The organism is Mucilaginibacter endophyticus, assembly GCF_003351025.1.
Lineage (GTDB): Bacteria > Bacteroidota > Bacteroidia > Sphingobacteriales > Sphingobacteriaceae > Mucilaginibacter > Mucilaginibacter endophyticus.
In genome coordinates, this window is sequence record NZ_QPCG01000002.1 from 372,984 (window position 1) to 398,306 (window position 25,323).

Consider the following 25,323-nt stretch of genomic DNA (forward strand, 5'->3'; position numbering starts at 1 on the left):
ATAGCATTATGGATCATGAATTTTTGCATACACCTGCGGGGCCAATAGCTCTGAAAATGGCGGTGGCTATCTGCATTGGTATGCTTATAGGCATGGAGCGCAAATGGTCACACAAGGAGGCGGGTATCCGTACGTTCGGGATCATTTGCCTGCTAGGGATGCTTTCATCTATTATTGGTGACAGCATGATCATCGCCTCGATGATCGGTGTGTTTTTGCTGATCATCGCTACCAATACCCGTGGTTTGATGACCAATAAGACCCTTGAGATCACCACATCGGCAGCACTTATCGTAAACTACATTTTGGGTGTGCTTGTTGGACTAGGCCATATATTCACGCCTGTAGCAGGTGCCATTGTAATGACCATGCTGCTGGCGCTTAAAACTGAACTTAATCGCTTTGCTGGCGGCCTACAGTTATCAGAGATCCGCAGTGCTATATTGCTTGGGTTGATAGGCTTTGTGATTTACCCGATCATGCCCGACAGATACATCGATCCATGGTCGTTGTTTAATCCGTCGGATGCTTGGGTAAGTATTATTGCCATCGCAGGAATAGGCTTTATTAACTATGGTTTATTAAGAATATTCAGCACCGGGGGCTTGTACCTCGGTGCCATTTTCGGTGGATTGGTAAATAGCAGCGCCACAGTAGCAGAAGTAAGTAGCAGGGCGGAATCGTCAGGCATGACCTCAAAAATGACCACGCTGTGTTTGCTGACCACAATCGCGATGTTTGGTAGGAACCTGCTTATCGCTACCATATTTTCGCCTGCATCGATAACCGCTACGTTAATGCCATTGGCAGCGATGTCGCTCGTAGCGGCTTTGTTCATCTTCAGAGATAAGGTTACCAAAGGCAAACTTGCTGAACCGACAGGTACATTACAACTTGATTCTCCGATTTCAGTAAGCAAAGTATCGGGTTTTGGCTTGCTGTTCATACTGATACAGGTGGGAGGTACATTATTGACCCGTTTCTTTGGCAGCTACGGTTTATTGGTAACCGGCCTTTTCGGTGGCCTGGCAAGCAGCGCGAGTACCACAGCCGCGGCGGCAACCATGGCTATGCATGGCAAAATCACGGCATCATTGGCAGGAAGTGTGACCATAGTTTCATCTTTAGCCAGTGCAGTTGTTAACCTGCCGATTGTGTGGAAAACCATTAAAGATAAAAAAGTACTGCGTAAGCTAACTTTAGAGATTATGGCGGTAATCATCATTGGTATTGCGGTTGTGGTGCTGGATCGTATTTTCCTGATTTCTGATATGTTATTGAAGCGATGATTCAGCAGCCGGTCGATGTTTTAAAAATACCAGATGAAATTATACCTTCGCCAATTCAAAACAGTCAAAATGAACTACTAAGCTCTATAGTCTCTTAAGTAAATAGGTGTCAATATTGATAAGTACAATGAGAACGAAGATCACCGGGCATTTCATCCTTTACGAAGTTTTTCAAACATCTACCGGTAATGCCGTAGGTGAGGTCATGATAGCCTGGGACGAGCCTGATCATGAAAGGGCTTTGAAAAAAGAGCTAAAAGATCTCAGCAAGGAGATAGGCATCCGCATTGCGGATCTTGAATGGCGAGCTTTAGGAAAGCACTAAAAGAACGTATTACGAGATATCAAATTTCTGGATATCATGATATAACAAAGATTCCGTTCTCTGATTAAGAAACGGAATCATTGTTTATAAGTTTAGCTTTTATTCTTTAGTATCTCTACCTTTTCTCGCTCGCTTTGCAAAAGACGCTCGTAAAGTTTTTTGTTTTCTTCAATTACTTCAAGCCATTTGTCAATAGGATTGAATGTTAATGTACAATTATTATTTATAGAACCCGCATTATCGTGCAGTGTACTAGAGATAATATTTATGGCAGCTTCTTCTGTGAAACTTTTAAAGGCTTCAACCGGCACTTTAAGTATGGCGGCTACTTGCGCAAGAATATCATCTTCTATGGTGTCTTTGCCTTCTAACAACGAAACTCGTCTTTGGCTCCAGTCATCTCCTAACTCTAAAGCCAACGCTTCTTGTTTAATGCCCAGCATTTCTCTGAAACGTTTGATGTTACGGCCGTGGTGGATCTGGGTTGGTTTTTCGCTGGTAGTGCTCATTGGATGTTGTTTTAGTCAAAAATAAGAAAAATAATATATAGGTGCGGTCACGCTAAAATAGAAATAACAACAGCTAAAATATCGCTTCCCGCGTTTAAGATAAACCTTTTAAAGATGGTTTAGCATATTATGGTTCATCAATTTTGTCTTGCCGGTCAATGGAGAACGGCATCAAATTGAAGCTTATGTATTGCGGTGTTTATGCTCCCTGGGATCACGCTCCAAAATTTCTGCGTTTATCAGAGGTAAAGAATCCCATGCTACCTGTAAAATATTTCTTTGATGCGCATGATGTTGAAGGCCATGAAGGAATATTAAAGCATTGGCGTGATCATGTCGTAAATGACGGATTTTATAATCATCAAAGGTTCGGGCCAGGAGTTATTTATCACGATTACGAATTAAATGTCAGGCTTATAGAGGCTTTGCACTTACTAATGCTGGAGCATGAAAGTACGTCTTATCTTAAAAAGTCGGTAACCGCGGAGCAATTAGACACCGAAAAGGAGAAATGGGTTTGGTTTCCGTCTGGTTTATCAGAACAAGAATTATATAACCCTTACATAATAATTAAAGCTGCTTTCAAAGAAATAGAGCCACAGGAGTTCAGGGATCATCTCAGCGAGTGGCTCGTCGCTGCATTGTCGGTTCAGGCAATTGATGAATCTGTGACACCCGGGGAGATTATCACAGTGTTTGAGCACCTTAAAAAGCTCTACTCTGCCGCCTGGATAATCAGGCAACGCGAACACGATAAACCACTATTAAGAAAAAATCACTTAGGAAATAATGGATCTGAAGACATTATGGAAACGGTAATTAAAAAATCGAATCAACCAATCCTTAGGGTCGTCCAAACACCTGCAGAAAAACTTGCACTGAAGGAGGTTACTAATGCGATACTTAAAATAGTTCCCTCGGTTAAGGCTATTATTCATATCGGCAGGGTTAAAAACGCGGAAACATTTATGCTATATCTAATAGTTGACGATGCTAAAACCACTATCGACCGGAAGCTTAACAAGATAATTGAAAATGGAGTCGAAAATCTGATCACAATAATAACCGTAATTGAAAGCATAAACGTTTTACAGAAACAAGGTGACGAAAAATCGGCCTTCCTCAGATATGTAATAGCGAAAGGTATTATCGTTTACCAGGCCGTGGGTGTGGTTTTGAATGAGCTGCCGACGTTAGTTCCATATGCGAGTGCAAATTCCGAGGGAGGATACCTTCAGCAAAAGCTAAGAGAAGCCAGCATGTGTTACGATCTCATAGATTTTCAGATCGATGCTCAAAAGCCATTTGAATCGATTTCGTTGATCGCCCAATCTATGATTGCCACACTGCAAGGATTGCTGTTCTTTATGACTGGTTACAAAACTAATATGGCTGAAATTGAGAAATTATCCTGGTTAACACAGCTATTTACCAATGATATTGAAGAGCGTTTTTGCCGTCTTGCCACATTAGAGAGTGATTTATACACTCACCTAATGAGTGCGCAACCTGATATTATTGATATCGTACCTGACATAACACTTCCGGAAGTATTAAAGTTAAAAATTGAGCTTGTTAATCAACGAATGATCGTTCGAAACCTGATGAGCATCGGCAATATCCAAACGGATACAGCTGATCTTATTAATTCTTAAATTTTGACGTGTATAATGATGTATAGCGGTAAACATGTCCCATGGGATAATTTTCCTAAAAGCCTTAGTTTTCAAGAAATACAATACCCACTATCCATTTTGAAAGAGTTTTTCGACTTTGACTGGCCCGAAGGGCATTTCGAAGATCTGAAAACTTGGCGATCATTTGTGATTTCAGATAGACACTATACCCACGAAAAATTTGGCGCCGGAAAGCTATTAAGCAAATATCATTCTACTTTAAAACTACTCGATGCACTATACGTCCTGCATTTATTAAATCGTGATGATCCAAGTGAGGCAGTAAGTGAAGAGCAATTAGCTGACGAACGAAGCAATTGGTATTGGATGCCTGAGAACCTTTCAGAAGAAGAAATACTGAATCCGTACTTGCTTACAAAGCGCATTTTCAAAAAAATTAAACCCCAACAATTCCGGGACTATTTGATGGAATGTATAGATTTTGCACTTGGCCCCAACCCTGTCAATTCAATGACTGCAAAGGAAGTTATTTCTTTATTTAAAAAAATCAAAAAACTCATTTCTGTAGCCTGGATAATTCGTCAACGTGAAACTGAGACGCCAGTTTACAAATGAGCAAAGTATATTAAATGAATTTTCAACATGAAAAACGACCCGATTAAACTTTCCGATTCGCAAATCAAAGAACTGCAGGAAATAGCGACAGCGTTAACCAATCAGTATCAAATTGAGAAGATCATTTGCTTTGCTGCGATAAATAAATCAAGCGGGGAAACTAATGTCTTTAATCGTTCAAAAGTTGTTTCAGTAAAAAATTACTATTTACTGGTAATGACTACTGAGGTTACCCGTGTCGAGCATGCAATGCAGGACTTCATCAGCAAGTTATTCCCAGGTACATTTGTGATCGCACATGGCCTTGAAACGGTGATGAACCTCGTTTACAAATACGACACTTTCTTTTTGAATGCCTGTTTAAACGGAGCATTGATTTATACATCCGACGGCTTTACGATGATTCCTGATTTCGACGAAGGAAAAGCCGAAGAAGCCATTTTGAAAGATTGCGAAGCTTTTAAAAGGATCTACAACCTTGCATTGGGCTTTTTGGAGAGTGCATGGAATTGCCTTGAAAATGACTTTGACAACAATGTTATCTTTTTACTTCATCAGGCCGTTGAGCAGGGTTGCCGCGCATTGATAAGACTGCTTACAGGATATCGGTCTGACATCCATAATATCAGCCGGCTGCTGGATTTCTGCAATTGCTTTTCGACAGAGCCATCGGCACTTTTCCGGCGACATTTTGCAAAAGAAAAGCATCTATTTAAGGTACTTGCCGCAAGCTACTCGGATGCCCGATATAAAGATAACTATCAGGTAGTTGACCATGAAGCTGATTTATTATGCACACAAGTGCAAGCCTTTCTTGATCTAATAGAAGAACTGGCAAAAAAAGAAACCGCACCGGGTACTGCTAGGACCACAGTTGAGGCATCGGCAGAGGTCGTGGATTATTCCCCGGCCCTGCCTGCTTCGCTGTGATTGCTCTAAGGAGTGTCCATCGAACTTCATAAAACAGGAACTGGCATCGGCTAATGAAGTCAGCAATGAAATTTAATAGGGATTGACGATTGATTATAAAGAAACCGCACAGGGTACCGCTAAGGACGCAGCGAAAGTATCGGCAGAGGCCGTGAATTATTTCCCGGCCCTGTCAGCTTCGCTGTAGATTTCACTTCTGGGATAATGACACGGATTTAAAATATAAAAAGATGTATCGTAGAGAAACAGCCCCATGGGAGCATTTTCCAAAGAATCTAACGATTAGCGAATTGCTCGATCCGCTAATAACAATAAGGGAATATTTTGAGGCAGGACCACCCAAAAAGAGGTTCAATAAAATAGATCGCTGGCAGTATTTCGTAATTAAAGAAGATTTTTATAACGACCCAAATCTTGGCCCCGAACCATTACTTTTAGCTTATGACCAAAATTTGAGGTTTATGGAAGCCGCTTATCTATTACTACTAAAGCACAATGATCTTAATCGTTTCCCAGGAAGAATTGCAAAAGATGAATTGGAGGTAGAACGGCGAGCATGGGATTATTATCCAATCACTCTTACCGATGACGAAATCATTGATCCATATACGGTATTAGAAAATTGTTTCAAAGAATTTCCACCTCAAACTTACCGAGATAATCTACACGCCTGGTTACATGCTGCCTTATCTACGCAAACCGACCACGATGTACTACCGCCAAGTGAGGTTATCGTTTTCCATGATTGTATAAAGCGCTTAATTGATGCTGGGTGGCTTCTTAAACAAAGACTAAAGTAAATTTCCCGAATATCGTTTTGAAAAAAAATGAAGGCAGTGTCGGCAGGCGGTTCAGTTTCTCAGGCCGTCTCGCCACTCGGCCTAGACGGCCGCAAACCAAAGGTAGTGTAATAAGATAAGAAAATTAAACTGAGGACTGGTAGCTCGATGGAAGTGTTGCAAGGTCACTGATTTGTGATCTTGCTCACCCATTGGAATATGGATTTTCGGTTAAAATGACCTTAACCATAAACGGAGAATTGTTAATGAACGCCTGAAACTCTAACAGTTTAATATGATTAGGTTATCAGAAATACAGTTGAAACCTCGACAAACGGCTTGGTTAATTCGCAGAATCTGGCAGCTTAGCTTTTACCTGTTGATTAAATTATATTTAATTAATGAATAAATCGCATATCTGAATATCTGAGACTTTACAAGGTCTCTTTATGATAAGGTTTAGGAAAAAGTCCCGGCGGCGAGCGTTTTGGGTTTATTATTTTTATATTAATTGTCACTGTCCGGCATGTATCCAATCCGTTTTCTCGCTAATTGTTGTGACTTTTTCTCGATTAATTCATCCAGATATCCAAATACCAACTCAAGGCTTTTATCCTGCCTGATCAACTTGCTTTTAATTTGTTCAATTTCCAACCGAAGCTCTGTATTATCAAGATACATATTTCTTATCCGGTTGAATATCCTCATAACCTGAATGTTAACCTGGATGGCCTGTTTGCTGTTCAATACGCTTGAAAGCATCAATACGCCATGCTCGGTAAAAACATAGGGGAGTTTTCGTCGCCCTCCACGTTTTGATGTCGCAATTTGCGATATCAAACTTTCAAATTCGGATTCATTCAATCTAAACATAAAATCATCCGGGAACCTGTCCATGTTTCTGGTTACTTGTTCGTTCAGACGTCTTGTTTCTACGCCATAAAGTTCTGCGAGGTCGCTATCCAGCATTACTTTCTGATCCCTTATATAATAGATTTTAGTCATGATGATATCATCAGCTACTGATTTTATATTGCTCATGTATGTGTCGGTTATAAATGTGATAATTAACCATAGAGCCATAATTGGCTCTATGGTTATTGAATAGCTTGTCTTTTAATAAATCTGCCTTAGCTTAGACATATCCTGGGCGACTTTCATATCAAGGATTTTCGCGTAGTGTTGGGTTGTTTTGATGTTCGTATGGCCTAGCATCTTAGATACACTTTCGATAGAAACGCCATTTGCAAGCGTTACTGTAGTTGCAAAAGTATGGCGGGCTATGTGGTAAGTCAGTTCTTTATTGATGCTACAGGCATCAGCTATTTCCTTCAAATAGCTATTCATCTTCTGATTGCTCAATACAGGAAGCAATAAACCATCATTCACACATTGAGGGTGGTCCTCATATTTTGCCATTAATTCCATTGCTTGGGGAAGTAAAGGAATTCGGGACGAAGTATCTGTTTTCTGACGACTGGTATAAACCCATTTCTGGCCGTCGATTCCGGTTACGATTTCTGAACGTTTTAATTTCTTTACGTCCGCATATGCCAAGCCTGTGTAGCAACTGAAAAGAAAAATATCCCTTACTTGTGATACTCTATCACTAACAAGCTTCTTTTTTGCCATCACCTCCAGTTCCTCAGCGTTTAAGAAGTCGCGTTTAACCTCTTTAACTTTCGGCTTGTATTTGGCAAATGGATCTCTATCAAGCCATCCGTTGGCAATACAGATCAGAATGATCTTCTTGAAGTTTTTTAGGTACTTAACGGTTGAGTTATTGTTGCAACTCCTTTCCGAACGCAAATAAAAGTCGTAAGCCATAATAAACTCGTGGTCAATTGCCCGGATATCAATATCGCTGGAGTTAAACTTCCATTTCAGGAAGGCCTGCGTATGTTTCAAACTTGTTTCGTACCGATCAAGCGTCCCCTTTGCATATTCTTTGCCAATAAGCGCAGCAACCTGACGGTTATGTTCCTGGAATATTGGCACCAGCATTTTTCCGGGTGATGGTTTTCCGCCGAGAAGTCTGTCTTTTAAGTTGGGAGCGGTGATCAGCAACTTACGCTCTATCATATCCCGGTGGGCATCGTACACTTGGTGTGACAATGTTTTCAGGTAAGCATTGATACTTTTTGTATCCTCATTGTTCCCGGTTAACTTTTGGCCGTTTGTACTCCATTTGTCGGCATTGACATAGCGTTTAGAGGAGATTTCGATACGAACGCCATCGATAGTGATACGCAGGTAAACAGGGGCGAGGCCTTCGGCATTTGTTTTTGATCTCTTTACGTAAAAGAGGAGGTTAAAAGATTTGTTCATCGCTGAAGCTTTTAAGTGAATAAAATTAGTTACATATCCTCCTGAAATCAAGATGTTTAAATACTAAACAGGCTCAATAACAGTGACTTATAAGCATTCTGGTGACCAGCGATTATACCTTTAAAAAGGTCACCCGCAGGTCACCGGAACAAAGCGATCTATTGGTTTATTTTGGTGTGGGCTAAAAACAGAAAACGCCGTAAATGATTTATTTACAGCGCTTTTGATCCTAATTGAATAATACTTGGCGGAGAGTTAGGGATTCGAACCCCAGGAACCTTTCACAGTTCAACAGTTTTCAAGACTGCCGCAATCGACCACTCTGCCAACTCTCCGGCGACAAAAGTACAAATCTGAACCGAATTGCCAAATTTGATTTGCACTTTTTTTAATTTAATTAAATAATCTATATAAAATACTGATTAACAGAAAGTTAATTTTTTATTTGAGTAACTTTTTTCGTCCGAAAAGTATTAAAACGAGGTTTTACGATACGGATTGTACGCTTGGAAAGCTCTACCGACGCGTTTAATTCGAACCCGATGATCAAAATTAATGAGTTTATATACATCCAGATCATCACTACGATGAGCGTCCCGATAGATCCGTAAACTTTATTATACGACGAGAAGTTATTGATGTAGTACGAGAAGCCGAGGGAAGTTAAAACCGCCAGTGCCGTAGCCAATATAGAACCCGGGTTTACGAAGTTCCACTTCTTTTTATGTGCAGGCGCATAACGATACAAGCAACCTATAGTAACAAAAATAATCACCACAATAATCACCCATCTAAACAGCATTACAGGGTACACCCAGAAGTGATTTTCGGAGGCTACGTGAGATTGGATGAACTTGATAATAGATTGGCCTAATATCAGGATAGAAATGGCCAGCAGTAATGCAAAGCTAATGGCAACTGTAATACCGGTGGCTACTAAACGACGTCGGAGCCACGTCCGCTTATCTTCAATTAATGACGACTTATTAAACGCTTTCATCAAGTTGATAACTCCGTTGGTCGCAAAATACAGGGTCGACAGAAAACCGAATGAAAGCAATTTTCCATTCTGATTGCTCACAATATCAAAAAGGGTTTCCCTGAAGGCCATATAAGCGTTTGTAGGCATTACAGAAGCCAACACCATCATCAGGTTACCCCTGAAATGCTTAATGGGTACATAGGGGATAAGCGTAAACAAAAAGATGGTGGCTGGAAAAATGGCCAGCATAAAACTATAAGCCAACGCGTAAGCCCGGTTAATGAGCGAATTGTTGGTGATTTCCTTAACAAAGAAATCAATAACAGTATAAAGCGGCAACGGCCTGAAACCGGGGATGATGACAGATTTTGTCCACTCGATGATGTACCTGTAGAACCTAAACCGGAGTAAAAAACGGTGCAGCCATTTCATTTACCCAAATTTACTTAAAAAAGGGTATTAATCTATCAGTAAAATCTTGCGGCGGTAAACACGGGCGATTGGTTTTCATATTGATGAATACCAGCAGTGTTTCACCGGTATTAATGAGCTCACCTTTCGGGTTTGAAAGCTCATACCTGAAATGAATACGAATGCCCGGCAATTTATCCATAATTACCCTGATGCTGATCTCTTCGTCGTACAAAGCAGGTTTCAGATACTTACAGTTCAGTTCAAGCACCGGCATCATAATGCCCGACTCTTCCATACCCTTGTAGGTAAGCCCAAGACTCCGGAGCATTTCTACACGGCCAACTTCATAAAACTCGGCATAATTGCCGTAGTACATATAACCCATCTGATCGGTTTCGCCATAGCGCACCCGTATTTTGGTGGTGTGCTCAAACATTACCGGAGGATGTTACGTTCGTTAAGGGCTTGTTGAAATTTATGCGCGTTAACCAAATGGTCGGCCACATTGGTAGCAAAGGCATGGTAACCCGAAAAATCAGCTTTGGCACACATATAAATGTAATCGTTCTTTTGATAGTTGAGCACTGCCTTTACAGCATTAACTGATGGCATCATGATAGGCCCCGGAGGTAAACCTTTATGCAGATAAGTATTGTATGGCGAATTGTATGAAAGGTAACGCGTGAGTACACGTTTTATAGTAAAATCATTCATCGCGAAGATCACTGTAGGATCAGCGTCCAGCGTCATGCCTTTTTTTAAACGGTTAAGATATAAACCCGCTACAGCAGGCATTTCATCATCATGCAGCGCTTCTGCATCAACTATTGACGCCAGGATAGATACTTCTTGCGGAGTAAGATTTATAGCGGCAGCTTGTTGTTTACGTTCAGGTGTCCAAAATGCCTGGTAATGGTCATACATCCGTTTAAAGAATTTCTCCGGACTTGTGTTCCAGTACATCTGGTATGAATCGGGCATGATCACGGTATACACGTTATCAGTAGTAAAGCCATATTTACTTACAAAACTTGCCGAATCAAGCAGACGGATAATTGCCATTGAATCGGGTTCAATCTTTTTGGAAATAAAACCGGCAAATTGCTCCTTAAGCCTCAAGCCATGAAACTCAACCTTAACGGGCTCCTGGGTACCCGATGCCAGCATATTGATAAGTTTACGGTTACCTAAACCTTCATGCAGACGGTATTTACCCGGCTTTACACGGGTAGTATAATTCATGTTACGGGCTGCCCAAGCAAACGATGCCGTGTCTTTAACAATACCCTCATCCTTGATAGTTTTAAAAACATCGTCGAAAGTCGCGCCCGTGTGAATACATAAATACTCTTGTTTGCCGGTAACGTTAGGGCCAAAGTACTTAAGGTAATAATTGAAACCTGTAAAACCCAAAAGCACTACGATAACGACTACCAGTGCTATGATAAATTTTTTGAGCATGCCTGATCCTTGTTTTTTCGCGGTCATGATATTGATAGATAGTGTATTTTTTGTATTTATTTTAGTTTTTGAACAGCTATTAAGCCGCCGCTTAAATTGCGCACGTTGCTGTAGCCATGCTGTTCCAATATGGTTTGTGCTGTTTCGCTCCTTAAACCAACTTTGCAGATAACGATTATCTCATCGGTTTTGTTGTAGCTTAAACTGTTAAGTGCGCTTTCCAGTTTTGACAAAGGAATATTGCTACCTCCTATATTATAAGTGAGATATTCAATAACCTCGCGCACATCAATCAGGTTAAGGCTTTCACCTTTGTTTAAGCGCTCAAGCAGTTCTGTTGCTTTAATTTGCCGGTGGGGCTGCATCTGTTTTTGTACCTTGTGAAACAGTAAGGTTTATACGTGTACCAATACTTGTTTTGCTTAACGAATCGGTTTTCATTGGGTATTGTGAAACAACTACTACGTTGGTCGAGTCGGTAATAGTACCCTGATAGGTAATAATACCTACGGTTAACCCGGCACCTTTAATTGCAAAACGGGCAGCATCAAGGTCGAGGTTTACCAGCTCCGGGATTTCAACTTCGCTTGCGCCTTCGCCATCTCCCAAAACAAGATCTATCCGCGAACCTTTAGGAATCTTTGTGCCTGGCTTTATAACCTGGCCACCAAAACGCACCTCAAGGATCCTGTCGCGCGCAATATCCGAACGGTAAGTTGTGTCGCCAACTTTTAAGCCATAATTTGATATCGTGGCAATAGCTTCGCGGTAATTGCTTTGTTCAAGATCGGGGAGGGCTACATTTGGTGCCTGTAAGGTAACCATAGTAAGATATATTACCCGGTTCTCTTTAACGTTGGTTCCGGGATCGGGATCCTGCTCAACAATAGTTCCGGGGGCAACATCCTGTACATAAACAGAATCTATTTTATAGCCAAATCCCTGTTCTTTTAAAATGTCCATAGCCTTATCAATGGTAAGGCCTTTAAGCTTAGGTACAGGTATGCCTGAACCGTGACGGGTATAATAACCAAGACTGAAAAATGCTATTAAAACAATAGCTATCATCGTGACGATAGCCATTAATAAGTTATTTCGGAATGATTTTGATTTTAAGTAAGCCCCAAATTTGCTCATCAGTATATGTAAGGATAAACCTTTTAATTAAGTATCAAACATAGGAATTATTTTGGACATGGGTATCAGGATGTCGGATTTCGGATGTTCGATTTCGGAATTAAAAATTTCAATATTTTAGAAATTTAGAACTCAAAATTTGAACTTTGGTGTTACTTGCAATGATATTTATTCTAAATTCGGCATCGAAAACAGGTCGCCCTTAACGGACTGCCGATGATAAATCCGAAATCGAACATTCGAAATCCAAAATAGTATGAGTATAAAAAATATAGCCCTTTTGGCCGGAGGTTTTACCGGCGAATATGAAGTATCCCTTAACAGTGCAAAAAACATTGCCGCTAACCTGGCGTCAAATAGTAATTATAAAGTTTATACCATATTAGTTACCCGCGATAGGTGGTTTTTTGAAGCCGATGATACTACGGTGGACGTAGATAAAAATGATTTCACCATTACCCTTAACCAGGAAAAGATAAAATTCGATTTCGCTTTCATCACCATTCATGGTACCCCAGGCGAGGATGGCAAACTGCAAGGTTATTTCGATATGCTTGGCATTCCATACAATACCTGCGATGCCACAACATCGGCCATTACCATGAACAAAGCCTATACAAAAGCAATTGTAAATGGCATTCATGGCTTACACACCGCGCATTCCATGCGTTTATTTGAGCGCGATGTACACGATGTTGCCACTATTGCCGCCAATTTGAAATTTCCGCTATTTGTTAAGCCAAACAATGGAGGCAGCAGTGTGGGTATGAGCAAAGTACAAAACATTGCAGGCTTACCAGAGGCATTGAACAGGGCATTTCAGGAAGATGCACAGGTACTGGTTGAAGAATTTATAAAAGGCAGGGAGTTTAGTATTGGCATTGCCCGTTTGCACGGCAAAATCAAAGTATTGCCTGCTACCGAGATCATTACTTCAAAAGATTTTTTTGATTACGAGGCAAAATATACCTCAGGCGTAACGCAGGAGATAACCCCTGCAGATCTGGCTCCTGAAAAGGTTCAGGAAATTGCAGGTATAGTTACCGAGGTATACACAAGGCTTAACTGCCGCGGCATGGCAAGGATTGATTTTATTTTGCTGGAAGGCAGTAACGATTTTTATTTCATCGAGATTAACACAACACCTGGCCAATCGGCTGCCAGCTTGATCCCGCAACAAGTGAGGGCTGCCGGCATGGATGTTGGCGAGTTTTATAGCGCCTTGATTGAAGGAGCAGCGTTGTAATTTTGGAATTGGAAATTTCGATTTCGGATTTATTTAAAATTCATATTAAAGGAGACGCTTTTGATGCGTCTTTTTTTATGTAACAACATATTCATTTTGTTATCAAAACCGACGATGCTGCAATTTCAAAACTTTAAAAAATCATACGGCAATTATCCCGCCTTAAATGTTGACGACCTCAGGCTTGAAGCCGGTATTTATTGGATAAAAGGAGTCAACGGATCCGGTAAAAGCACCTTGCTGAAATCAATTGCAGGCATACTGGCATTTGATGGTGATATTTTGCTTGCTGACCATATCAGCATTAAAAAACAGCCGGTACCTTACCGTAAACTGGTGAATTTCGCCGAAGCTGAACCGGTGTTTCCTGATTTTTTAACCGGCACAGAAATGATAGCCCTGTTTGCTGATGCTAAAGATGCACCGACAGGCCAGCAGGATCACTATATTAAAAGTATGGGTATGCAAGGCTTTGTCGACCGACCTGTAGGTACCTACAGCAGCGGCATGATGAAAAAGCTGTCATTGTTGCTCGCATTTTTGGGCAAGCCGAAGCTAATTCTGCTTGATGAACCTTTGATTACCATTGATACAGCTTCATTAGGCATACTAAACAACTGGATACGGGAAAAACATGAACAGGAGGGAACCAGCTTTCTACTATCCTCGCATCAAATACTGGAAGGCGGTTCACTACCGGTATCCGGCGAACTTTTAGTTGAGGATCAAACTCTAAAATTTATCAGTTAATGAAATCGCTAACCAATATATTGTTAAAAATATTTGCCGGTGGCTTTTTCAGGGTACACGCGGGGATTTTGCTGTTTGTTTTTCTGGCAATGGTTGGTGTGGTGCCGCCTCAATACCTGATAGGTTATCACAAAGCATTGATGCTGGCCATGGATAGCAGCTCGGCAGTAATGGCAATTGTATTTGTGATCTGGCTTATCTACGCCATCAAAAGCTGGCATTATGTATACGGGCAGATCTTTGCCGCCGAGCAACACTTCTTGTTTTACAGCAGCAACTCGTTAAGCAGGCAACAGCAATTAAAAAGTTGGTTTTGGGCACAGGCGGCGATACTATCACCAATAATAGTTTATGCATTCATAACAATTGGTGTTGGTTTTGCCAACCATTATTATGTGTTGCCTTTTTGCATTTTCCTTTATCTTTTGGCGCTTAGCTATTTGAGCGCGATTATTTATGTAAAACAAATCAATAGACTGATTGATGGCAATAATCAATCAATATTATTGAAGCTAAGCAGCAAATGGCGCAAACCTTATTTCAGCCTGTACATTTATCACCTGTTTGATAAACGCAAGGTTCCTTATCTGATCACCAAAGGGCTTTCATGGCTTATCATTACCGGGGTGTTTTATGTATTTGCTGATGTAAAAACTGATGTACGGGTTGCCGGTATAGCCATACTCGCTGTTATAACCGCGCATATCGTTTTAATATTTGAGGAAAGAAAGTTTGAGGAAAACGCACTTAGCTTCTCCCGTAATTTGCCTTACAGCAGGAGAAAACGATTTCTGAACTTTATCGGCGTTTATTTCATTCTGCTACTCCCCGAAAGCATCTGGCTCTTTAGCAGATTTAACCCATTGATGGCCATTGAGCTATTGCTTTTAGCTTTAAGCATTGTAATGCTTTTCCATTGCCTGCTTTATTGGTTCGGGCTAAATATGGATAAATACCTGCAATGGATCCTCGGGTTATTTATTGTACTGTTCTGGGTTATCATGTTTAAGCTGCTATGGATACTTGTACCGCTAAATATCGCAATAGCTTATTGGTTATTTTATCATAACTATTATAGGTTTGAGGGAGTGGCAAGCGATAAGCTTTAACTCTTAAAGTTCAGCTTTTACCATCCTGTCCCTGCCACTCATATCCTTTCTTAATTCGATATTTTTAAATCCTTTATCAGCTAATAAAGCTACTGTTTCGTTACCCAGGTTTTCATTGATCTCAAAATATAGCAAACCCTCGGCCATTAAATTATTCAAAGCAAAATCGGCGATAGCCCGGTAAAATAGCAGCGGGTCATGCTCGGGGACAAACAATGCGGTATGCGGCTCAAAATCCGTAACATTAGTATGCATCTGCTTTTTATCCTCAAGCGTAACGTAAGGGGGGTTACTTACGATGATATTAAATTTCGAAAACACGTTATCAGGTTTGACATTCAAAATATCGGCATGAATAAAATTAACGTCAACCTCATTTAGCGATGCATTTCCTTTAGCCGTTTGTAAGGCTCCTTCAGATATATCTATCGCAGATACAAGTGCATCAGCCAAATTTTTTCTCAGGCTGATAGCAATACAGCCACTACCTGTACCTATATCCAAAATAGAAAACCTTTCACCTTTAGCCTTTAATCTTTCACCTGAAATTATCCATTCCACCAGTTCCTCCGTTTCCGGGCGGGGGATTAACACGAAAGAGTTTACTTTAAAAGGTAAGCCATAAAACTCGGTGATACCCAAAATGTATTGAACCGGCTTTCCCGTTTTTAGTTCTGTAAGGATATTTTTGATTTGATCGGCCTGTTCTGCAGTCAGTTCCCTTTCAGGAAAAGCTTTGATGGATGCCCTTGACAAGCCGGTAACTTCGGCAATAACCAACAGCGTAAGGGCTTCTGTTTCATTAATATCGTAAACGCTGTTTATCTGCTGCCTGTAAACTTCAAAAACATCCTTAATCGTAATCATGCAACAAAGTAACATAAAAGCTACTTTTGCAGCATGCTTGAACATGAAAAATATATGCGTCGCTGTTTGGAGCTTGCCGAATTAGGGGCGGGCTATGTTAGTCCGAACCCTATGGTTGGCGCGGTAGTGGTTCACGATGGCCAAATAATAGGAGAGGGCTATCACCAAAAATACGGTCAGGCCCATGCCGAGGTTAACGCTATTGCACAGGTTACCCAAAAGTTTGACAACCATGCCGAACTGCTCAAAAATTCTACTATATATGTTTCGTTAGAGCCATGCGCGCACTATGGCAAAACCCCACCTTGTGCCGATTTGATCATTAAGCATCAAATCCCTAAAGTAGTAGTGGGCTGTCGCGACCCTTTTGCCCAGGTTGACGGTAAAGGCATTGAAAAGCTACAGACAGCAGACATCGAAGTAATAAGCGGTGTATTGGAACAGGAATGCCAATGGCTTAATCGCCGCTTTTTTACCAAAGTACAAAAACACAGACCTTATATTATATTAAAATGGGCGCAAACACAGGACGGATTTTTTGCTCCTGCCAACGGTAGCCAGTTTTGGATCACCGGCCCTGAGTCAAAAAAACTGGTTCACAAATGGCGCAGCGAAGAAGACGCTATTCTGGTTGGCAAAAACACCGTATTGAGTGATAATCCGCAGTTAAATGTGCGTTATTGGGATGGCCGGTCACCTAAGCGGGTGGTAATTGACCGCAGGCTGGAATTAAATAAAGGGTTGAATATATTTGATCAATCTGCCGAAACGCTGATATTTAACGAGGTAAAGTTTGACATGGACGGTAAAAACAGGTACATAGCGCTTGAAGATTTTGAACGCTTTGTGCCTCAATACATTTTGTACCAGTTATACCTTCAGGATATTCAATCCGTTATTATTGAAGGCGGCGCCCGTACGCTTGAGTCATTTATTGAAGCCGGTTTGTGGGATGAAGCCAGGGCATTTACCGGCGATAAAGTTTTAGGAAAAGGTATAAAAGCCCCACAAATAACCGGTATACTTGCGGACGAATATCCTGTAGGTGCCGATCACCTGCAATTGTTATACAATAAGCCAGTTATATAAATGCTGTTCGTTTTTTTAAGTATTTGCTGTAGTGTTATCGTTTCTATTTTGCTAAAACTGGCAAAACGTTACCATGTAGATGTTTACCAGGCCATCACCTGGAATTATTCAATGGCTATTTTGCTTACCTGGTTCTTTTTTAAGCCTCAATTAAGTATTATTCAAAACGGCCCCATTTATAACTATCTTGCTCTGGGCATCTTGTTCCCGTCGATATTTGTTATCATGGCTACATCGGTGCGCAAAGCCGGTATAGTACGTACAGACGTGGCTCAGCGCCTCTCACTGTTCATTCCTATCCTGGCAGCATTTGTTTTATTTGGCGAGGCCACAGGCACTGTAAAAGCTATCGGTATTGTACTGGCGTTTATTGCTATTATCTGCTCTGTTCCCTGGCAAAAATCGGCCGGTAACAAAGTTGAAAAAGGTTCATGGATTTACCTGCTAATTGTATTCCTGGGCTTTGGCGTTATTGACGTATTACTAAAACAACTTACCAAGGTTAGCAACGTACCTTTCACTACGGCCATATTTGTGATCTTCATTATAGCTTTTGTGTTAACCTTTATAGGACTGCTTTACCGGGTATCCATTAAGAAAACGAAGTTCTCACTGCCTCAAATTATTATTGGCTGGATTTTGGGGATAGCTAACTTTGGCAATATCCTGTTTTATTTAAAAGCACACGAGGCTTTGGCCAATAGTCCGTCGGCAGTATTTTCGTCGGTGAACATCGGCGTTATTTTCGTAGGTACCTTGGTTGGGATTTTTGTATTTAAAGAGAAGTTGAGCCTGCTTAACAAGATTGGTATTATTGTGGCTGTTCTGGCCATTGTTATTATTTATTTCCCGCAGACCTTGGGTTTTCTGCACCTGTAATATTTTTGAATGCTTTTTGACGATACTTATAAAACTATAGAAAATCCTGCCGAAGGTATTTTTCGCGACCGGGGTAGCAAATTCCTGGCCTATGCTTATCCCATCAATTCTGATAACGATATCAAGGCCATTGTTGCCCAATTAAAATCAGAACATCCAAAAGCCAATCACCATTGCTGGGCAATGCGTCTAACTATCGATCGCTCTGTATTCAGGGTTAATGATGACGGAGAGCCGTCGGGTACAGCGGGCCGGCCAATTTTAAACACATTGCTGTCAAAAGATCTTACTAATATCCTGGTTGTAGTTGTCCGTTACTTTGGAGGTACTTTATTAGGCGTTCCTGGTTTAATTAATGCTTACAAAGTGGCTACCGAAGAGGCACTAAATCAGGCCGTAATTATTTCAAAAACGGTAAATGACGTGTACAACATATCTTTTGATTACCTGCAAATGAACGATGTGATGCGGATAATCAAAGAAGAAAACCTTATAGTACTTAGCCAGGCTTTTGATAATGACTGCAGCATTCAGCTTTCTATCCGTAAAACACAGGTTGAACAAGCCCTTTTTAAAATAAGCAAGGTAAGCGGATCAAAGGTCAAGTACGATCATAGTATCTAACAGTTGAGCCCTTGTACCTTACCACTTCGGGCACTGTTTTTGTACCGATTTAATTCCTTAATTGTGGTGTATTTGTTTTAATTTAGTCGGGTATGCAATCTTTTGACTTAGATAAAACCGACCTGCTCCGCATTAAAACAGCGCTCGAAGCCGATGATGCTGAGTTAGAGAATGTTCTGAAGGAATATCACGCCTCGGAGATTGCTATACTATTTGAAAAACTTCAGCAGGAAGAAAAAGAAAGGATCATCAATATCCTTCCGGCCGACATTGCTTCGGAAGTTTTATCCGAAATGGATGAGGAGCACGGGCCTGCCGAGCTATTGGTAAACCTTGACCCTGAGAAACGTACTGAGATAGTTGAAGAGCTTGACTATGATGATGCCACCGACATCATTTCCCAGCTTGATGAAGAAGACCAGCAGGAGATCTTAGAGGATCTTGATCATGAAGATGCCAGCAGCATCCGTGCGTTGATGACCTACGCCGAGGATACCGCGGGTGGTTTGATGAACTCCGAAATCATCAAGGTGAACATCAACATGGATAAGAAGGATGCGCTTGATGAGATCATCCGTCAATCTGAAGAGATGGAGGAGTTTTATACCATCTGCGTGGTCGACAATAATGATATCCTGAAAGGGATCCTCTCCATCAAAACCGTCATCAAAGCCCGCGCTGATGCCCGCATCAGCGACCTCGTCACTACCGACTTCGTTTACGTAAAAGCAGAGCTTGACCAGGAGGAAGTGGCCCGCCTTATCAAGCAGTATAACCTTACCAGTATCCCGGTAGTTGACGACCATATGAAACTACTTGGTCGTGTTACGGTAGATGATATCATCGACGTAATGGAGGAAGAGAACACCGAAGACATTTTGAAAATCTCCGGTGTATCTGAAGACGAAGAATTGAGTGGTAACTGGGTAGAAGCGGTAAAAAGCCGTCTGCCATGGTTGGTGATCAATCTCGGTACAGCATTCCTGGCCGCATCCATTATCCGGACATTTGATGATACGGTTGCCAAACTTTCTATTATCTCGGCTTATATGACCATTATTGCAGGTATGGGTGGTAATGCTGCTACACAGGCCCTGGCGGTAACCGTTAGGCGTATTTCGTTAAGTGACCTTTCGGACAAACAGGCTTATAATACAGTATTAAAAGAGTTTTTAGTTGGCATGATAAACGGAGCCGCAAACGGGGTAATTGTTTTTATTGTGGCTTTCTTTTACGATGCAAACCCTATGCTTGGCCTGGTGTTATTCCTGGCGATGACCGGCAACCTGATTATAGCAGGTTTAACAGGAGCTTCTATTCCACTGATATTAAAAAGGGTAGGGATAGACCCTGCCGTGGCATCGTCTATTATTATCACCACTTTTACAGATTGTATTGGCTTCTTACTTCCCCTGTATCTTGCCACCAAACTGCTGCTAAAGAATTAAAGCCGGGTAACGTTAAATATTTAAAGCCTTGTTATATAGTTAGTTTCTTTTCGGGAGTTATCAAGAATGCTATATTTATAAATAATCTTTGAATATTTGCGTGTTTACAATAACTTAATAACATTGTTGGGACGAATTTAATCTGAAACTGATGACAGAAGTTAGACATAACTGGACTAAAGAAGAAATAGCTGAAATATATCACACGCCGTTGCTGGATCTTGTATACAAGGCAGCCACAATCCACCGTGAAAATAAGGATTATGCAGAAGTGCAGATCAGCTCGTTAATCTCTATCAAAACAGGCGGTTGCTCTGAGGATTGTGCTTATTGCCCGCAGGCGGCACGTTACAACACAGGTGTAAACGTACATGCCATGATGCCTAAAGATGAAGTAATTGCCGCAGCCGAAAAGGCAAAAGCCGGTGGTGCTTCACGCTTATGTATGGGTGCCGCATGGCGCGAAGTACGTGATAACCGCGATTTTGATAAAGTTATCGACATGGTAAAAGCGGTTAATGAACTGGACATGGAAGTTTGCTGTACCCTGGGTATGCTTACCGAAGGTCAGGCACAACGTTTAGCCGATGCTGGTTTATACGCCTACAACCATAACCTTGATACCTCTGAAGAAGATTATAAACGTATCATTACCACCCGTACATACGACGAGCGCCTTAAGACGCTTGAACACGTGCGCAAAGCGAAGATCACAGTATGCAGCGGCGGTATCATAGGTTTAGGTGAAACTGTAGAAGACCGTGTGTCTATGCTAAAAACCTTATCAAATCTGCCTAAACACCCGGAATCAGTGCCTATTAATGCCTTGGTACCTGTAGCAGGAACCCCGCTGGCCGATCAGCCTCGTGTTTCTGTTTGGGATATGGTACGTATGGTTGCTACTACACGTATTATCATGCCTAAAACTGTAGTACGTTTGTCGGCAGGCCGTACCGAAATGAGCACTGTTGAGCAGGCATTTTGCTTTATGGCAGGCGCCAATTCTATTTTTGCAGGCGAAAAATTGCTTACCACACCCAATCCGTCATTTGACACCGATATGGCTATGTTTGAATTGCTTGGTCTATCGCCTCGTAAAGCATTTAAAAACGGCCGCCCGAACGAAGTTAAAAAAGAAGAGATTGAAGTTGCAGGCTAAAGCTACTTTAAGATTAAAAAGAAAAAGCCGGGTAAACACCTGGCTTTTTCTTTTTAAATAATATATTAATTATCCAGCTGATTAATCGCGCATATTGATGTATTGCAAAGGCTGACCGAAATCATCTGCGCGGCAAAGGCTGATAACTGCTTGCAGGTCATCAATTTTTTTGCCTTGCACGCGAACCTGGTCGTCCATGATAGAAGCCTGTACTTTAAGGCCACTGTCTTTTATCTTTTTTACAATCTTTTTCGCGGCTTCCTTATCAATACCTTCTTTAATTTTGATTTCCTTACGGATCATGTTGCCTGATGCGTATTGTTCTTTGCCAAAATCCAGGGCTTTAGGGTCAAGGTGTTGTTTAACCATACGACTTATAATGCTGTCCTGTATAGCTTTAAGTCGCATATCGTTTTCGGTAACAATAGTTACTTCGTTGGTCTTTTTATCTAAATCGATAGTACTTTTTGAATCGTTAAAATCATAACGATTAAGGATTTCTTTTTTGGCGGTATTTATCGCGTTATCAAGCGTTTGTCCGTCTATTTTGCTAACTATATCAAATGTAGGCATACGTGGTATATTGGTGGTAAATGTTTTGCAAAACTAATATATTGTTAACACAGATCGCAATTTCGCAACAAATTGTTTAATTTCTGCAATAAATAATGATGAACGAAAACAGGTTAATTCCTCATGAGTTAATATTAAGTTAACAAATAAATAAGCAGATTTGTAACATCTGGCTGTAAAGCAAGAAATTCTTATGGATAAACAGGCTCCCTTAATTAACAGAGAAATAAGTTGGTTATATTTTAACGATAGGGTTTTGCAGGAAGCTGCCGACCCGACAGTCCCGCTGATTGACAGGATCCGTTTTTTAGCCATATTTTCATCTAATCTCGATGAATTTTACCGTGTAAGGGTAGCCACTTTAAGCCGCTTAGCAGCCCTTAACGAAAAGTCGAAAGAAATATTAGGTTACAACCCCAAAAAGGTACTTAACCAGATCAAGAACATCGTAGTAAGGCAGGAGCGTAAGTTTAATAACCTTTATGAAAATATTATTGTTAAGCAGCTGGCCGAAGAAAAGATCTTCATCCTGAACGACAAGCAGCTTAACGTAACCCGTGGTACCTTCGTAAAAAATTATTTCAGGGAGAAACTATTGGCTACATTGGTGCCTATCATGCTTAATGATACCCTGCCGCTGCCAGAGCTTAGGGACAGGGCCGTTTATTTTTTTGTAAAGCTTACTACCAATAAAAAAACACGGTTTGCGCTTATTGAATTTCCGGATAACCTTTCGCGCTTTGTTAAATTGCCCGATACTAATAACCTGAAGTTCATTATTCTGCTTGATGATATTATCAGGTACAGCCTGGAGGATATCTTTTTCATTTTTGAACACGATAGCATTGAAGCATACTCGATCCAGCTTACCCGCGACGCGGAACTTGACCTGGACAAGGAGGTGAGTGAAAAATTTGTGGACTCACTGGCCAAAAGCCTTCAGAAACGTAAAAAAGGTAAACCGATGCGCCTGCTGTATGACTCAGAAATGCCCATGGACATGCTGAAGTACCTGGTGAATAAAATGGGATTACATGGCGAAAGCCTTATTCCGGGCAACAGGTACCATAACTTCAAAAACTTTATATCGTTTCCTAACGTGGGCGGGCCGGAGTTGGAGTACAGTAAGTATATACCCCTGCCGGTTTCAGACCTTTCGTTCGGCAAAAGCCTTATCGACCTTATTGCCAAGAAAGATTATTTGGTTAGCACTCCTTATCAGTCGTACGATTATGTGATCCACTTTTTACGTGAGGCCGCTATCGACCCAAAAGTAAAAGAGATCAATATTTCTGTATATCGCTTAGCCGAAAATTCGCGGGTAATTCACGCGTTGATCAATGCCGCCAAAAATGGCAAAAAAGTAAATTGTTTGGTGGAGTTGCGTGCCCGTTTTGATGAGCAAAACAATATCCACTGGAGTAACAGGTTGGAAGAAGAGGGCGTAACTGTACTTTACGGCGTTCCAGGCTATAAAGTGCATTCAAAAATTTGTTTGGTTAGCCGTACCGAAAAAGGGAAGCTGGCTTACTATGCCTGTCTTTCAACCGGAAACTTTAACGAAAAAACCGCCCAGATCTACGCTGATCATACCTTGCTTACAGCAAATAAAAAGATCACTGACGACCTGGTAAATGTTTTCAAAGCAATTAACCGCGGTCAGTTAGCTAAAGGCCTAAAAAGCCTTATCGTATCGCCAATTGATTCAAGGCCTGCAATTTACAGGTTGATTGATAATGAGATTAAAAACGCTAAAGCCGGCAAACAGGCATACATGATCCTGAAAATGAATAGCCTTGCCGACGAGGATATGATCAACAAACTTTACCAGGCCAGCAACGCCGGTGTAAAGATCAAGATGATCATCAGGGGCATGTGCTGTTTAATAGCCGGGGTAAAGGGTTACAGCGAGAATATTGAAGTGATCAGTATTGTAGATAAGTACCTTGAGCATGCACGTGTACATATTTATTGCAACGGAGGCAAGGAGCTGATCTATCTTACTTCGGCCGATTTTATGTCCCGCAATATTGATAACCGTGTTGAGGTTGGCTTCCCGATATATGACGAAAAGTTACAAAAGGAGATACGGGACATTATCGATATCCAGCTTTCGGATAATACCAAAGCACGGGAGATCAATAGCCAGAATACCAATAAATACCACAAGACAAATTCGCCCGAAAGCCATAGGGCTCAAATTGAAATATATAATTATCTAAAAAATAAAACGAAATAACATTGAGATACGCCGCCATTGATATAGGTTCAAACGCCGTGAGGCTGTTAATTGCCGACATAATTCAAAACACCGGATCGGTGTCATTTAAAAAAAACACATTGATCCGTGTTCCGTTACGTTTGGGAGATGATGCTTTTATACAACAACACATCTCAGAGAAAAAAACTACGGAACTTGTTAAATCAATGGTTGCCTTCCGCAATCTGATGGATGTATATAAGGTTACAGATTATCTGGCCTGCGCAACATCGGCTATGCGCGAAGCCAAAAATGGGGACGATGTTGTTAAAATGATCAAGGATGAGGCCAATATTGACATTGATATTATTCATGGATCAAAAGAAGCCAGCATCATTTATGCCAGTCACGCCGAGCAAAATATCGATAAAAGCAAAAACTATCTGTACATTGATGTAGGCGGCGGTAGCACCGAGCTTTCGTTGTTTTCGGCGGGGGAGCTTATTGTTTCCCGTTCATTTAATATTGGAACCATCCGCATTTTAGATAACCAGGATACCGAAGAAACCTGGAATGAAATGAAGGACTTTGTACGCGACAATACCCGTAATTTTAAGCAATTGTCAGGTATTGGTACCGGCGGAAACATTAATAAGCTATTCAGGTTGTCTGAAGAAAAGGAAGATATGCCCTTAACTTTTGCCAAACTGAGGTCTTTATATACCTACCTGAGTTCATTTTCATTAAAAGACAGGATTAACGTGCTTGGCCTTAACCAGGACAGGGCCGACGTTATTATCCCAGCATGTGAAATTTACCTTACCTTAATGAAGAATGCCAACATCAAAAATATCTACGTACCACGGGTAGGTTTAGTTGACGGAATCATTCAAACTTTAATAGAAAAAAATCTCCAATAAAGGGGTTAAAATTATTTTAAGAAATTGTTTAAAAATTAAAAAACTGTTACTAC

Annotated in this window: 26 protein-coding genes and 1 tRNA gene; 16 read left to right on the top strand and 11 right to left on the bottom strand. The window is 41.0% G+C overall.

Translation table 11 applies throughout. The features are described from left to right. The first annotated feature begins 8 nt into the window (after positions 1 to 8). Entirely contained in the window at positions 9 to 1,289 is a 1,281-nt protein-coding gene (locus DUL71_RS09020) for an MgtC/SapB family protein (RefSeq protein ID WP_114937795.1), read from the top strand. Between the two features lie 127 nt (positions 1,290 to 1,416). Continuing rightward, positions 1,417 to 1,614, top strand: a complete 198-nt coding sequence (locus DUL71_RS09025) for a hypothetical protein (RefSeq protein ID WP_114937796.1) — start codon at positions 1,417 to 1,419, stop codon at positions 1,612 to 1,614. A 92-nt stretch (positions 1,615 to 1,706) separates the two neighbouring features. Here the strand turns inward: DUL71_RS09025 and DUL71_RS09030 are convergent, their stop codons facing one another. Next, complete coding sequence (locus tag DUL71_RS09030) at positions 1,707 to 2,123, bottom strand: helix-turn-helix transcriptional regulator (protein ID WP_114937797.1); 417 nt, start codon at positions 2,121 to 2,123, stop codon at positions 1,707 to 1,709. Between the two features lie 158 nt (positions 2,124 to 2,281). On the opposite strand from DUL71_RS09030, the gene DUL71_RS09035 reads away from it, so the two are divergent. The 4 genes from DUL71_RS09035 (at position 2,282) to DUL71_RS09050 (ending at position 6,105) form a co-directional block, all read left to right on the top strand. Further along, complete coding sequence (locus DUL71_RS09035; protein ID WP_114937798.1) at positions 2,282 to 3,778, top strand: hypothetical protein; 1,497 nt, start codon at positions 2,282 to 2,284, stop codon at positions 3,776 to 3,778. Between the two features lie 15 nt (positions 3,779 to 3,793). Further along, positions 3,794 to 4,375: a hypothetical protein gene (locus DUL71_RS09040; protein ID WP_114937799.1), complete on the top strand. Its 582-nt coding sequence runs from the start codon at positions 3,794 to 3,796 to the stop codon at positions 4,373 to 4,375. Between the two features lie 27 nt (positions 4,376 to 4,402). Beyond that, on the top strand, positions 4,403 to 5,305 hold the full coding sequence (locus DUL71_RS09045) for a HEPN domain-containing protein (RefSeq protein ID WP_114937800.1): 903 nt from the start codon (positions 4,403 to 4,405) through the stop codon (positions 5,303 to 5,305). A gap of 230 nt (positions 5,306 to 5,535) precedes the next feature. Beyond that, complete coding sequence (locus DUL71_RS09050) at positions 5,536 to 6,105, top strand: hypothetical protein (RefSeq protein WP_114937801.1); 570 nt, start codon at positions 5,536 to 5,538, stop codon at positions 6,103 to 6,105. Positions 6,106 to 6,591: 486 nt separating this feature from the next. On the opposite strand, the gene DUL71_RS09055 is transcribed toward DUL71_RS09050, so the two are convergent. The 8 genes from DUL71_RS09055 to DUL71_RS09090 all read right to left on the bottom strand — a co-directional run bounded on the left by DUL71_RS09055 (position 6,592) and on the right by DUL71_RS09090 (position 12,406). After that, the gene (locus DUL71_RS09055; protein WP_114937802.1) at positions 6,592 to 7,125 is read right to left on the bottom strand and encodes an ORF6N domain-containing protein; all 534 of its coding nucleotides are present in this window, start codon (positions 7,123 to 7,125) and stop codon (positions 6,592 to 6,594) included. A gap of 75 nt (positions 7,126 to 7,200) precedes the next feature. Beyond that, positions 7,201 to 8,412, bottom strand: a complete 1,212-nt coding sequence (locus tag DUL71_RS09060; RefSeq protein ID WP_114937803.1) for a site-specific integrase — start codon at positions 8,410 to 8,412, stop codon at positions 7,201 to 7,203. Between the two features lie 245 nt (positions 8,413 to 8,657). Further along, positions 8,658 to 8,747: transfer RNA gene (locus DUL71_RS09065), tRNA-Ser, on the bottom strand. A 98-nt stretch (positions 8,748 to 8,845) separates the two neighbouring features. Beyond that, positions 8,846 to 9,826, bottom strand: a complete 981-nt coding sequence (locus DUL71_RS09070) for a YihY/virulence factor BrkB family protein (RefSeq protein WP_112566793.1) — start codon at positions 9,824 to 9,826, stop codon at positions 8,846 to 8,848. A gap of 10 nt (positions 9,827 to 9,836) precedes the next feature. After that, positions 9,837 to 10,244, bottom strand: a complete 408-nt coding sequence (locus tag DUL71_RS09075; RefSeq protein WP_114937804.1) for an acyl-CoA thioesterase — start codon at positions 10,242 to 10,244, stop codon at positions 9,837 to 9,839. Beyond that, positions 10,244 to 11,269 (bottom strand): endolytic transglycosylase MltG, encoded by a 1,026-nt coding sequence (gene mltG / locus DUL71_RS09080; protein WP_244228727.1) that lies wholly within the window; start codon positions 11,267 to 11,269, stop codon positions 10,244 to 10,246. Before mltG ends, DUL71_RS09075 begins: the two co-directional genes overlap by 1 nt. A 56-nt stretch (positions 11,270 to 11,325) precedes the next feature. After that, on the bottom strand, positions 11,326 to 11,634 hold the full coding sequence (locus tag DUL71_RS09085) for a rhodanese-like domain-containing protein (protein WP_114937806.1): 309 nt from the start codon (positions 11,632 to 11,634) through the stop codon (positions 11,326 to 11,328). After that, positions 11,612 to 12,406, bottom strand: coding sequence for a PASTA domain-containing protein (locus DUL71_RS09090; protein WP_114937807.1), 795 nt, complete (start codon positions 12,404 to 12,406; stop codon positions 11,612 to 11,614). Before DUL71_RS09090 ends, DUL71_RS09085 begins: the two co-directional genes overlap by 23 nt. 256 nt (positions 12,407 to 12,662) lie before the next feature. Between DUL71_RS09090 and DUL71_RS09095 the strand changes: the two genes are divergently transcribed. The 3 genes from DUL71_RS09095 to DUL71_RS09105 all read left to right on the top strand — a co-directional run bounded on the left by DUL71_RS09095 (position 12,663) and on the right by DUL71_RS09105 (position 15,511). Beyond that, complete coding sequence (locus DUL71_RS09095) at positions 12,663 to 13,652, top strand: D-alanine--D-alanine ligase (protein ID WP_167443291.1); 990 nt, start codon at positions 12,663 to 12,665, stop codon at positions 13,650 to 13,652. Between the two features lie 114 nt (positions 13,653 to 13,766). Next, the gene (locus tag DUL71_RS09100) at positions 13,767 to 14,402 is read left to right on the top strand and encodes an ABC transporter ATP-binding protein (protein WP_114937808.1); all 636 of its coding nucleotides are present in this window, start codon (positions 13,767 to 13,769) and stop codon (positions 14,400 to 14,402) included. After that, complete coding sequence (locus tag DUL71_RS09105) at positions 14,402 to 15,511, top strand: hypothetical protein (protein ID WP_114937809.1); 1,110 nt, start codon at positions 14,402 to 14,404, stop codon at positions 15,509 to 15,511. The genes DUL71_RS09100 and DUL71_RS09105 overlap by 1 nt, the downstream gene beginning before the upstream one ends. A 3-nt stretch (positions 15,512 to 15,514) precedes the next feature. On the opposite strand, the gene prmC is transcribed toward DUL71_RS09105, so the two are convergent. Next, positions 15,515 to 16,378, bottom strand: a complete 864-nt coding sequence (prmC, locus tag DUL71_RS09110; protein ID WP_114937810.1) for a peptide chain release factor N(5)-glutamine methyltransferase — start codon at positions 16,376 to 16,378, stop codon at positions 15,515 to 15,517. 33 nt (positions 16,379 to 16,411) lie between these two features. Here prmC and ribD point away from each other — a divergent pair, with 33 nt between their 5' ends. The 5 genes from ribD (at position 16,412) to bioB (ending at position 21,577) form a co-directional block, all read left to right on the top strand. Further along, entirely contained in the window at positions 16,412 to 17,467 is a 1,056-nt protein-coding gene (ribD, locus tag DUL71_RS09115) for a bifunctional diaminohydroxyphosphoribosylaminopyrimidine deaminase/5-amino-6-(5-phosphoribosylamino)uracil reductase RibD (protein WP_114937811.1), read from the top strand. Continuing rightward, the gene (locus DUL71_RS09120; protein WP_114937812.1) at positions 17,468 to 18,346 is read left to right on the top strand and encodes a DMT family transporter; all 879 of its coding nucleotides are present in this window, start codon (positions 17,468 to 17,470) and stop codon (positions 18,344 to 18,346) included. A 9-nt stretch (positions 18,347 to 18,355) separates the two neighbouring features. Continuing rightward, positions 18,356 to 18,970: an IMPACT family protein gene (locus DUL71_RS09125; protein ID WP_114937813.1), complete on the top strand. Its 615-nt coding sequence runs from the start codon at positions 18,356 to 18,358 to the stop codon at positions 18,968 to 18,970. Between the two features lie 92 nt (positions 18,971 to 19,062). Further along, positions 19,063 to 20,418, top strand: coding sequence for a magnesium transporter (gene mgtE, locus DUL71_RS09130; RefSeq protein ID WP_114937814.1), 1,356 nt, complete (start codon positions 19,063 to 19,065; stop codon positions 20,416 to 20,418). Positions 20,419 to 20,569: 151 nt separating this feature from the next. Beyond that, positions 20,570 to 21,577, top strand: coding sequence for a biotin synthase BioB (gene bioB, locus DUL71_RS09135; RefSeq protein ID WP_114937815.1), 1,008 nt, complete (start codon positions 20,570 to 20,572; stop codon positions 21,575 to 21,577). Positions 21,578 to 21,658: 81 nt separating this feature from the next. Here the strand turns inward: bioB and DUL71_RS09140 are convergent, their stop codons facing one another. Then, entirely contained in the window at positions 21,659 to 22,150 is a 492-nt protein-coding gene (locus tag DUL71_RS09140) for a YajQ family cyclic di-GMP-binding protein (protein ID WP_112566837.1), read from the bottom strand. Positions 22,151 to 22,343: 193 nt separating this feature from the next. On the opposite strand from DUL71_RS09140, the gene ppk1 reads away from it, so the two are divergent. Together ppk1 and DUL71_RS09150 are read left to right on the top strand one after the other, a co-directional pair. Beyond that, entirely contained in the window at positions 22,344 to 24,389 is a 2,046-nt protein-coding gene (gene ppk1 / locus DUL71_RS09145; RefSeq protein WP_114937816.1) for a polyphosphate kinase 1, read from the top strand. Positions 24,390 to 24,391: 2 nt separating this feature from the next. Next, entirely contained in the window at positions 24,392 to 25,270 is an 879-nt protein-coding gene (locus DUL71_RS09150) for a Ppx/GppA phosphatase family protein (protein ID WP_114937817.1), read from the top strand. The last annotated feature ends 53 nt before the right edge of the window (positions 25,271 to 25,323 follow it).